The organism is Halotia branconii CENA392, assembly GCF_029953635.1.
In the GTDB taxonomy this organism is placed as follows: Bacteria; Cyanobacteriota; Cyanobacteriia; order Cyanobacteriales; family Nostocaceae; genus Halotia; species Halotia branconii.
This window is the reverse complement of sequence record NZ_CP124543.1, coordinates 6,601,488-6,614,270: the sequence shown is the minus strand read 5'-3', so window position 1 is coordinate 6,614,270 and position 12,783 is coordinate 6,601,488. Positions and strand designations below refer to the sequence as shown.

Below are 12,783 nucleotides of genomic sequence, written 5' to 3'. Positions count from 1 at the left end.
ATCAATATCGAAGTTCAATGAGGTGTTGTATAAATGCAAAATGATTTTTATCACGCAGAGGCGCATACTTCGACTGCGCTCAGTAAGCAGAGACGCAGAGAGTATAAGGAGTTTCAAGTCGGTTAACGGGGAAAAGGGAAAGGCTGTAATTACGAATTACGAATTACGAATTATTCTGCCTTGCGCCGCAACCGCTCGACCAATTGGCGTGAAAAATCCAAGTTCTGATCGCGCAGATGCTCCCGGATTTCTAAGGCAGCCTGTGCTAAGGATAGCGCCTCTGTATAGCGCCCCTCTTCTTCCAAAACTAGCGCTATCCCCTCTTGAGCAGCAGCTATCTGATCTTGCCGTCCCACTTCCTGGGTTAGAGCTAACTGATGCTCGTACCAGCGGCGGGCTTCTGTTGGGCGATCGCGGTCAAGGGCGAGATTTCCCAAGTTGCCAGAAATATAAGCTTGTTCTTGTTTTAAACTCAGTTTTTCGGCGATCGCCAATGCTTGTTTGTAGTAGGACTCGGCGCGATCATATTGTTTCTGCGATCGCGCTACTCCTCCCAGCCAGTTGAGAGCGATCGCCTGACATTCTTCATCCCCCAACTCTCGGTAAATTGCCAACGCTTCTTGATGCAGACGCTCCGCCTCTGCAAATTCCTGGCGTTGACTTGCAATATTTCCTTGTAACTGAATTGCAACAGCCTTATCTCGACGACTACCGCCACATTCCATCGCCTCTGCCATCTGCGCTGCCCAACTTGTTGCCCGTTCCGTCTCCGCACGATTGTAGTGAATCCAGGCAACATTGTAAGCTCCCCAACCAGCATCGCTCCACTGACTCAGCGCCTTTCCTGCCTGATATCGCCACTCACCCAAGCGCACCCGTTCATCCCAGTAACCGCGAAACCAGAGGAATAGATCCAAAGCATTTTCCAAATCGATGAGCATCTGGGCAGCCTGTCGATCTTTCAATGCACCAGGGATGCCTGTCATCTCCCGCAGGGTTGTAGCTACGCCCTCTAGATTCTGCCACTCGGCTTCTAGCTTGTCGTATGTTTTGTAAGCATTTTTGCCGTCACCCCCGTACTTCTGGGCATAATTCACCCAGTAACTTAGAACTTTGCGTTGGGCAGCAGAGTCAAAACTAATTCCACCTGCTAGCGGCTGTGTCCCTATAGTATCTGTCCCAACTATCGCTGCTCGAATATAGGTGCGAGTGAGGGGGTGCAGTCCAAAGCGTTCGTCATCCAAGTCATTCACCAAAGATAAAGTAACTAACCGCTCTAAACAAACTTGAATCTCAGTGATGACTAAATCTGTAGCATCTGCCAATGCTGCGGTTTTTGCTGGTGTCAGAAATACAACTAGGGCAGATAATACTGTGCGATCTTTTTCAGAAAGAGTTTGAGCAGCATCAGCAAAGAGAAAGCCGTAGAGGTCGGCAGAGTTGGCAGCATTCCGCAACCGTTCTAGGGCAACACTGAGAGAGTAACCTTTATGTGCCACCTGTCCCAATGTCCAATCCAAAGCTAGGGGGTTGCCACCAGCGGCTTCATACAAGGCGGTTAATATTTCTGGCTTGGTTGTCTTTAGTTCCTGGGCTAGGCGGGGGTATAAACGTCCCTTGGTTTGCATTAATTCCAAAGCTTCTGCTTCTAAGAGACGATCTAAGCGAATGGTGAGGGCGCTTTCTCCAGTCCGGCGGCGGCTGGTAATGATGGCTTTGTTGGGGGTGGGCAGTTTCCGCAGAAACTCGGCAATCATTTCGCGTTCTTCTGTATTCAGAGTTTCTAGGTTGTCCCAAATCAACAGGGTGCGCCGTCCCCGCAGGGCATCGAGAAGGGCGCGGCGGCGTTCTGTGGCATCAGTCATTGTGACAATATCCGCGTGTCCCAATTCCTTGGCAAATTCCCGGCAGAAGCTATCGAGAGAAGACAGGGCAAGGGTTTCTTGCCGCACTCCCTCAGCTGAAAGCCAAGTGGTTTTGGCAGAAACAAACAGGTAGGCATCAAATAGGGCTTGATCACGGGCTTTGTGGGCTACCTCCAGCGCCAAGGCTGTTTTGCCCATCCCACCAATACCGTCAATTGCCACACCCCAACCCCGTTCTTCTGGTGAAAGTGCTTCTAAACAACGCTTAATTTCTACTTTTCGTCCCACAAATACATCGTTATAGCGGGGCAAATTATCAGGTAAACTTGCTAGGTGATTTCCCTGTAGCTGGCTTAATCGCGCCTCTAGGCTGGTGACTTCTTTTTGTTTTTCCTCCAGTTCGATTTGCAAATCCACTGGAACTCTAATTCCAAAACCAGCTTTTTCTTCTTCTAATATCTGGAGGGCGCGACGGGCGCGGTTGAGAGTTCGCTGTAGTGCTTCTTGATCGTCCATAGAATTTGGATAAGAATAAATTGGTGGTCAGATCCCCGACTTCTTGAAGAAGTCGGGGATCTTGCAGCCCCGCAGATGCTATTAGTTAGTTTACTCATCTAAAGTTTCTTCAATTGCCTTGAGCAGTGCCTCAAAGTTTGATTGTATATGAATGTCTTGTGTCAAAGTATTCATATCTTTCAGCAGCTTGATGAGATTAGCAAACATATTACGAATTTCAGTATATAGATCAATTTCTTCTCGAAATCCCTGTAAATTAGCAGCGTTAACTGTTTTCATCGCGTTATTTAAGTCTTGAATTTGCTTTTCCCAATACTCAATATATTTAATTCTTGCAATCGGCTGATAAATTTGGGCATCTGCTAAAACTATGGGGAAAATTCGATGATAAAGGTTGCCCTTCTTGGCAATTTCGACTAGTTCATACATGCAATTTTCAGATTTTAAATATTGGTCGCTGATTACCACAATTACGCATTTGCCCCGGCTCAATCGCTGCATGAACTTTTGAAATCGTTGTTTGTAGCCAACTACATTTTTATCCCGAATGATTGTAATGCCTTTTGCCTGAAATGCTTTTTCTAGTTGTTGTACAAATGGTTCGCTGTGATTATCTCGCCAGGTGTAGGAAATAAAAACTTCTTTTTCTTGACTTTCTGGTGGCTGATGTGTGGAAGATTGATGATTATAGTCTGCTAGATTATCAGGTACACTTTCTGGGCGCTTTTTTTGTAACTGACTCAATCGTGCCTCTAGGCTGGTGACTTCTTTTTGTTTCTCCTCTAGTTCAATCTGCAAATCTACTGGAACTCTAATTCCATAACCAGCTTTTTGGTTTTCTAATATCTGGAGGGCGCGACGGGCGCGGTTGAGAGTTTGCTGTAGTGCTTCTTGGTCATCCATAGAGTTAGATAAGAAATAAGTCTAATAGATTTTTAAATAGAAAAATATCTAATTAATGCTTGTGGGATTAGCTCTATAGCTGCTCTGAGTGCCAAGACACACAAGATTCACACTTTATAAGATTGTATAATTTTCTCACGGCATTCCCAGAACGTGGAAGTTGGTGTTCTGAACGCGGAAGTTTATGTTCTGAACTCGATAGTTTATGTTCCAAACGCGAAAGTTGGTGTTTAGAACTCGGAAGTTGGTGTTTAGAACTCGGAAGTTGGTGTTTAGAACTCGGAAGTTGGTGTTTAGAACTCGGAAGTTGGTGTTTAGAACTCGGAAGTTAGTGTTTGGAATGCGAAAGTTGGTGTTCTGAACTCGGAAATTGATGTTCAGAACTCGAAAGTTGGTGTTTAGAACGCGACAGTTGGTGTTCCAAACACGAAAGTTGATGTTCAGAACTCGAAAGTTGGTGTTTAGAACAAAGATATAGTAAATCGCCGTCTTTACAATAACCAATCCTTCGTAGAGACAGTGACTTCTTGTGTCTCTTGTCTTAATCGAAATCAGAAATTACCCTTCATCCTCTTCAATGACTGCGCTACGGTCAAGGATTAATAAGTTACGCAGTTGGTCTGTATCCATTTCAGTTAACCACTCTTCACCCGCACTAACTACTTGTTCTGCTAGTTGTTTTTTACTTTCGATCATGTCATGAATTTTTTCTTCTAATGTGCCAGTACAAACAAATTTATGTACTTGCACATTGCGGGTTTGACCAATGCGAAAGACTCGGTCTGTGGCTTGATTTTCTACCGCAGGATTCCACCATCTATCAAAGTGGAAAACATGATTTGCCCTAGTTAAGTTGAGTCCTACTCCACCTGCTTTTAAAGAGAGAATCATAATTGGTGGCCCTTGGGGATCGTGTTGGAAACGATCAATCATTTCCTCACGTTGTTTTTTAGTGGTGCTGCCATATAAAAATAATATCTCTCGCCCTAGTTGCTTTTCTAAATGAGGTTTGAGTAACTTGCCCCATTCCGCAAATTGGGTAAATATTAAAGCGCGATCGCCTTCTGCTAAAGCTACATCTAACATTTCTTCTAGCCGTTGCAATTTGGCAGAATGATGTTCTTCTAATGTACCTGCTTTTAAATATTGGGCTGGATGATTGCAGATTTGTTTGAGTTTAACTAATAAAGCTAAAATCATGCCTCGACGTTGTAATCCTTCAGCCGATTCAATTTCTGTTAAAGATGTCTCTACTGCTTGTTGATAAAGTGTAGCTTGTTCGGTAGTCAGACCACAAAATACATTCATTTCTTGCTTATCTGGCAAGTCTTGAATAATGTCGCGATCGGTTTTCAGTCGACGCAAAATAAAAGGTTGAACTAAAGAACGCAATTGATTTAAAGAAGCGATGTCACCATATTTTTCAATTGGCATGGCAAACCGCCGCTGAAAAAATTGGCGATTACCTAAATAACCAGGGTTGAGAAAATCTAAAATAGACCATAATTCTTGCAATCTATTTTCTACTGGTGTCCCTGTTAAAGCAATGCGAAATGTTGTTTCTAATTGTCGGATTGCTTGTGATTGCTTCGCTTCTGGATTTTTGACATTTTGAGCTTCATCTAAAACGATCGCCTGCCAAGAAAGGCTCTGTAATAATTTGATATCTCGATAAACTAGTGAATAACTAGTAATCACTAAGTCTTGGTTTTTGATTGCTTCTGTAAAAGCTTTACCTTTAGGGCGCTTATCGCCGTGATATTGCAAAACTTTTAAACTAGGGGCAAACTTTTTAACTTCTCGTTCCCAGTTACCTAACACAGAAGTTGGACAAACTAACAAAGTTGGTTTTTCTAGTGCGTCCTGTTCTTTCAGGTGCAGGAGAAAGGCAATAAATTGAATTGTCTTACCCAATCCCATATCGTCCGCCAGACATGCACCCAAGCCCCAACGTTCTAAGAAAGCCAACCAAGCTGCACCACGTTCTTGATAAGGTCGTAGCTGTCCCTGGAAGCTGGCTGGTGTGGGTAAAGGTGCGATCGCCTGATTATTCGCTAATGTTCCAATCAACTCTTGTAATGCCCCAGAAGCTTCAAAGCTAACTACTGGTAACTTTTCAATTGCTTGGGTATCACCAGTGCTGAGGCGCAAAGCATCTTCTAAAGAAAGTGCCATTTTATCTTTGCGAGAAGCAAAAAAAGCTTGGGCTGTCTTAATATCTTGGGGTCGTAACTCCACCCACTCGTTATTAATTTCTACTAGTGGGCTATTCAACGCTACCAGCCGATCAAACTCAGTTTTAGAAATAGTTTGTCCCCCAATTGCCAACTGCCACTGAAAATTGAGTAAACTTTGCAACCCTAATCTTCCCTGCTTTTGCTTTTGTGTTTCAGCACTAATTTTTAATCCCAAACGATTTGCCCAACCTTCGCGGTTCGCCAAACTAGGAGGTAAAATCACTCCTAAACCACTATCTTCAAACCTCCAAGCCACAGACTTAATAAATTCATAAGCCTGTAATGGATTGAGATGACAAAATTGAGGAGATGCAGTTTCTAAGCTGGGAGCAATTACTGGATACAATCTTGAAGCTAACCCCAAACCCCTTAAAAATGTTTCTTGCGGTTGGTCAATGGTGCGATTTTGATAAATTAATTGCTCAACTGGGTTATTCCAAATTGTGGCTGCATCTATTAAAAAATTGGGATCATCAGCTGCTTGAAGAAAATACGCCAATATCCAATCTGTTTCCCCAGACTCTGGAGAACGCAGTTGCAAACAGGTACGAAACAGTTTTTTCCCTGTTATTTGGTATTGCAGTGGCATCATCCAAGCTTTAAGTGCCGCTTCCAGTCGTTCCACTCCTATAACGTCAGCATCAATTGGGTGAGATGCATTAGTTAAAGCCTGTAACCACTGTCTTAGCACTATTGGTAAAGATGCCATTACTTTGGCTTCAATTAAAGGTTGAGAACCCACCATCCCTCGTACTTGGGCATCTATTGTATTGTTGAGAAATTCTAGTAATAATTCTTGAGGTTCTACAGGTAAATCTACTGCTAAGTATTTTTCTGCCGACTCAGTGCTTTCTTGATAGGTGCAGCAAGCTAATGGCATCTTCGCAGAAAATTTCTCTAAGCGGGTTCCATCTATAGCACTATCTAAAAGTACTTGCCATTTTGCAACGATAGAACTGTCAGATTGCCTTTGGATAGTGGGTAAAAACTTCGACCGCGAAATTAAATCTAAACTCCAACGAGCAATCTGTGACCAAAAACGTAAATCTTTACCTAAAGAGGCATCTTCTCCATTCGCAGCATTCAGAGGAATAGAAGTCAAAAATTTGATTGCTTCGCTAGGATTGAGACAAAAACCTTCAACTCGCCACGGTTGTAGATATTGAGGCGAGTCTATTTCAAGTCCCAAGTTCGCAGAATGCACAGGAAACATAGATGCGTTAGCTGCTTTACTGTTGTCTGAAATATGAGTGGGTAAAGCAATTATTTGGCATTTTTTTGGTAGATTTATCTCTGTAGAAGTTGTTTTTTTGGGCTTTTTATTAGTACTTGTTATAGCAGCTTGGAATGACTGCATGAAGTGAGAAATTTTTATTTTTGGTGAATCTTGTAACCACTCACTTAACTCCACAGATGTCATAGCTAATGGATGTAGAGGTATATCTGTAGATTCATCCAACTGAAAATTTACCCGCAATGAACGCCAAGTTTCTCCCCAAATAAATAAACAACTACTTTGATTTTTGTGCAACCAATTTCCGTGTAAAATTGCCATTTTTTAGCTACTTTGATTTTTGTCAAACTTAAGATATTAAATACATGTTTATTTCGTTTTTTATTAGCTGATAAATAGTATTATTGATTTATAACATTCTTATATAATAAAATAAAAAATTAAATATCGAAATAATCCGTTTTTACCAAGTATAAAAAAGGTTGGTGAACTATATTATAAATTCCTAAAAACAAACTACTTGAGTAATCAAAGTGTCCAAAATGCTACACACAACAAAGTGTTTTATCTAAAATCAAACTTTTTTCTGATTAGTATAGCTATACTTGTCACGCTGGTTCTATTGTACAACTAGTACAGTTAGGCGGAAATAAACCACCCATTCCTAATCAATGAAAAGCTTATAAAGTTGAGTCAGCACGGTTTTGGGTTGACAGACTACTAGTTGCTCAGGCAAAAAGCAGTCAAATTTACTCCTGTGGATGTATTGTGTTCAGTATTAAACGACTTGTTGAGCTTTGTATGTAACAGAAGTCAGCCTTAGGGCATAAATGTTAGGATTGCCACAGAAGAGAGAATAGCGAAAATAGAAGGAAAAAAAACTGAATGGCAGAAGTTGATAAGTCAATATCCTTCGATGGCAGGGATATTCGACTGAAGGTAGGCCTACTAGCTCCCCAGGCTGGTGGATCAGTTTTGATAGAATCAGGGGACACAGCTGTTTTGGTGACAGCTACGCGCTCAAAGGGTAGAGAAGGTATTGATTTTCTACCCCTTACCGTAGATTACGAAGAAAGAATGTATGCCGCGGGTAGGATTCCTGGAGGAATCATGCGGCGTGAAGGTCGTCCACCAGAAAAAGCAATTCTTACTAGTCGTTTGATAGACCGTCCCTTACGTCCTTTGTTCCCCTCATGGTTGCGGGATGACTTGCAAATTATCGCCGTAACACTGTCGATGGACGAGCTAGTTCCACCCGATGTATTAGCAGTTACAGGCGCTTCCATTGCTACCTTGATTGCTCAAATTCCCTTTAATGGGCCAATGGCAGCGGTACGAGTCGGTTTAGTGGGAGATGACTTTATTATTAACCCCACTTATGCAGAAGCTGAAAATGGAGACTTGGATCTAGTAGTAGCAGGTTCACCAGATGGCGTAATCATGGTGGAAGCAGGAGCCAATCAGTTGCCAGAGCGAGATATTATCGAGGCGATTGATTTTGGCTATGAAGCAGTGCGAGACTTAATCAAAGCACAGCAAGATTTAGTCGCAGAACTAGGTCTGACACTAGTCCAGGAAGAACCACCAGAAGTAGACCAAACTCTGGAAAATTATATCCGCGATCGCGCTAGCGATGAGATTAAGAAAATCCTGGCTCAATTTCAGTTTACCAAAGCCGAACGAGATGATGCTTTAGATGCAGTCAAAGAAACAATTGCTACTGCGATCGCCGAGCTACCAGAAGAAGACCCAATTAAAGTTGCCTCAACCGCAAATACCAAGGCATTGGGCAATACTTTTAAAGGCATTACCAAACACTTCATGCGTCGTCAAATCATTGAAGATAACGTGCGTGTGGATGGTCGTAAACTAGATGAAGTACGTCCTGTTTCTTGTCAAGTTGGGGTCTTACCTCAACGAGTCCACGGCAGCGGCTTATTCAACAGAGGGCTAACCCAAGTATTATCTACTTGTACTCTCGGTACACCGGGAGATGCCCAAAACCTCAACGATGATTTGCAAACAGACCAATCTAAACGCTACCTGCATCATTATAATTTCCCACCTTTTTCAGTTGGGGAAACCAAGCCATTACGCGCCCCTGGTAGAAGAGAAATTGGTCACGGCGCTTTAGCAGAGCGATCGCTTTTACCTGTGCTACCACCAAAAGAACAATTCCCCTACGTGATTCGTGTCGTATCGGAAGTGCTTTCTTCTAACGGTTCCACTTCAATGGGTTCGGTGTGTGGTTCGACCTTGTCGCTGATGGATGCTGGTGTCCCAATTCTTAAACCCGTTAGCGGTGCAGCAATGGGTCTAATTAAAGAAGGGGATGAAGTGCGAGTCCTCACCGACATTCAAGGCATTGAAGACTTTTTGGGCGATATGGACTTCAAAGTTGCCGGCACAGATACTGGCATTACCGCCTTACAGATGGATATGAAAATCTCCGGTCTGTCGTTAGAAGTTATTGCTCAAGCAGTCCACCAAGCTAAATCAGCTCGATTGCATATTCTAGAGAAAATGCTGCAAACAATCGAGCAACCACGTATTGAAACCTCACCTTATGCTCCACGTTTGCTGACAATCAAGATTGATCCAGACATGATCGGTCTTGTCATTGGCCCTGGAGGCAAAACAATTAAGGGCATCACTGAAGAAACAGGAGCCAAAATCGACATTGAAGATGATGGCACGGTGACAATTTCTGCTGTAGATGAGAGCAAAGCGAAAAAAGCCCGTAACATCGTTCAAGGCATGACTCGCAAGCTGCATGAAGGGGATGTTTATGCAGGTCGAATTACTCGAATTATCCCAATTGGTGCATTTGTGGAATTTTTGCCTGGGAAAGAAGGCATGATCCACATTTCTCAATTAGCTGACTACCGTGTGGGCAAAGTTGAAGATGAAGTTGCAGTCGGGGATGAAGTGATTATCAAAGTGCGCGAGATTGACAATAAGGGACGGATCAATCTCACACGCTTAGGTATCCACCCAGATCAAGCAGCTGCGGCGCGAGAAGCTGCGGCAGTAAATCGGTAACTCGATTGGGGATTTTAGATTTGATCTAAAATCCGCGATGCCTCTGTTGTAGGCATCGCCGTATGCTTCTTCAAAGCGAGCATTTGCTCTATATAGATCTATTGATTAACTTGGCGCAATTATATAACTCGTAGTTGAAACTAACAATTACGCATTTTTATACTTAAAAACTAGATTTTATAGTTAAATACACACAAAGTAAATATCAAGACGCTCGACTACATTGAAGTTCTAAATAATGAGAGAATATTAAATTAACCATCACAAAAGTTTAAATTCATTTATCATGGCGAAAATTCAGTTTTCTAGAGGTATTGACGAAGAAGTAATTCCAGAAGTACGCTTAACGCGATCGCGCAGTGGCGATAGTGGCACAGCAACGTTTATTTTTACAAATCCTCAGATTTTGGCTCAAGACAGCACCGAAGAAGTTACCGGTATGTACTTAATTGACGAAGAAGGAGAAATAGTTACCCGCGAAGTTAAGGGTAAATTCGTCAATGGTAAACCGGAAGCATTAGAAGCCCTTCATTTGATGAAATCGGCTGAAGAATGGGAACGTTTTATGCGTTTTATGGAGCGCTATGCCGCAGAACATGACTTGGGATTTAACAAAGCTTAATAAAAACTCTACCTCTTGTAGGTAGAATTTTTGGGCATGGGGAATAGGCACGGGGCATTAAATCTTTATCTGAATGCACACTTCCCATGCCTAATTACTGATGACTAATAACAATGACATCACAACCTCACCCAAACTTACCAGGAATTTCAGTAACTTGTGCTGTTGTTACTGTCAGCGATACACGTTCTCCTCAAACAGACAAGAGTGGTCAGCTAATCCAACAATTGCTCCTTGATGCTAACCATACCGTAGCAGCCTATGCAATTATTAAAGATGAACCAGCGCAGATTCAAGCACAGATAGAACTGCTGGGTCAAAATACAAATTTAGACGTTGTAATTTTTAATGGTGGCACGGGAATAGCGCCGAGGGATACCACCTATGATGCTATTGAAAAGTTGCTAGAAAAAACCTTGCCGGGATTTGGCGAGTTGTTTCGATTTTTAAGTTACCAAGAAATTGGTTCACGAGCGATCGCCTCTCGCGCTGTTGCTGGTATTTATCAACAAAAATTAATCTTCTCTTTACCCGGTTCTAGTAACGCTGTGCAGTTAGGTATGGAAAAAATAATACTACCAGAACTTACCCATTTAGTCAATCAAATGAAAGCTCACTAGATAAAATCTATACTTGTGTAATTACAAAGTTAGGGATGGAACTTTGGTACTGGTTATCAGGAAAAGAGCAAAGCTTGAACAAGTTGAGCAAATGCTGCCAACTTTGGGAGTTTATATCAAAATAGCAGTAGATAAGGAAGTGTTGATATGAGTATCCCAGTTTTAGAGCAGCCGACAGAAGAAAAATTGGTAACTGTGCGCGGTATTTCTTGGGAGCAGTTCAAAATTATAGAAGCACAGTTAGAAAGTAACCGAGAAGTCAGACTAACCTATTTAGCAGGGGTAATGGAAATTATGTCTCCCGTAGGAGATAAGCATGAGTATGTGAAAACAACTCTCGGTTATTTACTAGAAGCTTACATGAAAGAGTTGGGTATCCGGTTTTACGGTCGCGGTGGTTTTACCATAGAAGAACCTGGGTATGCTTCTGGTACACCTGATGAGTCTTATTGCATTGGAAGCAATAAAGAAACACCAGACATTGTAATTGAAATTATCGTCACCAGTGGAACTATTAACAGGAAAGAGTTATATAAACCCAAAAAAGTGCCTGAAGTTTGGTTTTGGAAATCAAACTCTATAAAAATATTCCGCCTGACTGAGCAAGGCGAATATTGTGAAGTAGACCGGAGTGGATTTTTTTCCGATTTAGACCCTACTTTACTGCTACATTATATTGCTATGCCTGACCAGTATGATGCTGTGCAGGAATTTATTCAGGTTGTCCGGAATGAACTCAACAGATGACTCGTTAGCTTTTTTTGATTAGAAGTCAACAATTGATATAAATAGACTTCTTGCAAAAGTCCTTATTCTTAGCTTCTTCTTTGCGTCTTTGCGTCTTTGCGTGAGACAAAAAGATATTTATGCAAGAGGTCTAATATCTGCGAAAAGCGAATCTTCATTAAGAAAAGCTCAGAGGTTAGAGGTTATTTGAAAAGTCTAGTTTATTACTGATTAGGACTTACGCAATCACTCTCTAAATCCCTCTTACCTTTGCGTTCTACCCTGCGGGTACTCCTTACGGAGAACTCGTAGGAGTAGCCGCTGACGCGTCTATGCGTCCTTGCGTAAGTCCTGCTGGTTATAGTTATTATGGGTCTTTCGCTTAACTATGATTCAAGTCATCCAAGCACAAAATGTCGGACTGGCCTATCTGGAAGAAAGATTTAATCTGCAATTAGCAGAAAATGATGCATTTTTTACAGAATGGCTAGAAAAATTATCAGAAATTACGGTTTTAGAAAAACAATCTTTAGATAAGGTAAAATTTCACTTTCTTCGCTTAGTGAAACATCCTCCATTGTCAGAAGAAACGGTGAAATTAGTAGTATTATCTCCTATACTTAGTCTAGCTGGATTTTATGATGAACCTTTTTTAATTAGAAGTGAACAATCGATAGAAATATCTGCGGACGATGAAGGGGAAGTTGTCAGAGGTAGAATTAATATTTTAATTATTCAAGAACAATTATGGTTATTAGTAATTGAATCCAAAAAACCCAGTTTTTCTGTTTTGGGAGCTATTCCTCAAGCACTTACTTACATGCTAGCGAATCCTAATCCGAAAAAGCCTGTGTTTGGATTAGTTACTAATGGCAGTCATTTTACTTTTTTGAAACTAGCTCAGGAAATTATAAATCAGTATGCTATGTCTGACGAATTTACGCTTTTAAAACGTGAAAATGAATTGTATAAAGTTCTCAGTGTTTTAAAAAAACTAAGTGAAATTTTGAGTTAATTT

The 12,783-nt window shown here is 41.6% G+C and carries 8 protein-coding genes; 5 read left to right on the top strand and 3 right to left on the bottom strand.

All coding sequences use genetic code 11. From position 1 onward, the window contains the following. Positions 1-170: 170 nt before the first annotated feature. From QI031_RS29025 to QI031_RS29015, 3 genes are all read right to left on the bottom strand, one after another. Positions 171-2,381, bottom strand: a complete 2,211-nt coding sequence (locus QI031_RS29025; RefSeq protein ID WP_281483004.1) for a tetratricopeptide repeat protein — start codon at positions 2,379-2,381, stop codon at positions 171-173. Positions 2,382-2,471: 90 nt separating this feature from the next. Then, complete coding sequence (locus QI031_RS29020) at positions 2,472-3,284, bottom strand: toll/interleukin-1 receptor domain-containing protein (protein WP_281483003.1); 813 nt, start codon at positions 3,282-3,284, stop codon at positions 2,472-2,474. A 558-nt stretch (positions 3,285-3,842) separates the two neighbouring features. Continuing rightward, positions 3,843-7,076, bottom strand: coding sequence for a DEAD/DEAH box helicase (locus QI031_RS29015; protein WP_281483002.1), 3,234 nt, complete (start codon positions 7,074-7,076; stop codon positions 3,843-3,845). 564 nt (positions 7,077-7,640) lie between these two features. On the opposite strand from QI031_RS29015, the gene QI031_RS29010 reads away from it, so the two are divergent. From QI031_RS29010 to QI031_RS28990, 5 genes are all read left to right on the top strand, one after another. Further along, positions 7,641-9,797, top strand: a complete 2,157-nt coding sequence (locus QI031_RS29010; RefSeq protein WP_281483001.1) for a polyribonucleotide nucleotidyltransferase — start codon at positions 7,641-7,643, stop codon at positions 9,795-9,797. Positions 9,798-10,083: 286 nt separating this feature from the next. Beyond that, a complete protein-coding gene (psb28, locus tag QI031_RS29005; protein ID WP_281483000.1) occupies positions 10,084-10,419 on the top strand; it encodes a photosystem II reaction center protein Psb28 in 336 nt (111 codons plus the stop codon). 113 nt (positions 10,420-10,532) lie between these two features. Then, positions 10,533-11,039 (top strand): MogA/MoaB family molybdenum cofactor biosynthesis protein, encoded by a 507-nt coding sequence (locus tag QI031_RS29000; protein WP_281482999.1) that lies wholly within the window; start codon positions 10,533-10,535, stop codon positions 11,037-11,039. Positions 11,040-11,186: 147 nt separating this feature from the next. Continuing rightward, positions 11,187-11,786 carry a Uma2 family endonuclease gene (locus QI031_RS28995; protein WP_281482998.1) on the top strand — a complete coding sequence of 200 codons (600 nt, stop codon included), beginning with the start codon at positions 11,187-11,189 and terminating at the stop codon, positions 11,784-11,786. Positions 11,787-12,153: 367 nt separating this feature from the next. Continuing rightward, positions 12,154-12,780: a restriction endonuclease subunit R gene (locus QI031_RS28990; RefSeq protein WP_281482997.1), complete on the top strand. Its 627-nt coding sequence runs from the start codon at positions 12,154-12,156 to the stop codon at positions 12,778-12,780. Positions 12,781-12,783 lie beyond the last annotated feature (3 nt).

Coding starts and splice junctions, on each gene's coding strand:
- QI031_RS29015 (WP_281483002.1), bottom strand. CDS start 7,076: ATGGCAATTTTACACGGAAATTGGTTGCACAAAAATCAAAGTAGTTGT.
- QI031_RS29025 (WP_281483004.1), bottom strand. CDS start 2,381: ATGGACGATCAAGAAGCACTACAGCGAACTCTCAACCGCGCCCGTCGC.
- psb28 (WP_281483000.1), top strand. CDS start 10,084: ATGGCGAAAATTCAGTTTTCTAGAGGTATTGACGAAGAAGTAATTCCA.
- QI031_RS29000 (WP_281482999.1), top strand. CDS start 10,533: ATGACATCACAACCTCACCCAAACTTACCAGGAATTTCAGTAACTTGT.
- QI031_RS28990 (WP_281482997.1), top strand. CDS start 12,154: ATGATTCAAGTCATCCAAGCACAAAATGTCGGACTGGCCTATCTGGAA.
- QI031_RS29020 (WP_281483003.1), bottom strand. CDS start 3,284: ATGGATGACCAAGAAGCACTACAGCAAACTCTCAACCGCGCCCGTCGC.
- QI031_RS28995 (WP_281482998.1), top strand. CDS start 11,187: ATGAGTATCCCAGTTTTAGAGCAGCCGACAGAAGAAAAATTGGTAACT.
- QI031_RS29010 (WP_281483001.1), top strand. CDS start 7,641: ATGGCAGAAGTTGATAAGTCAATATCCTTCGATGGCAGGGATATTCGA.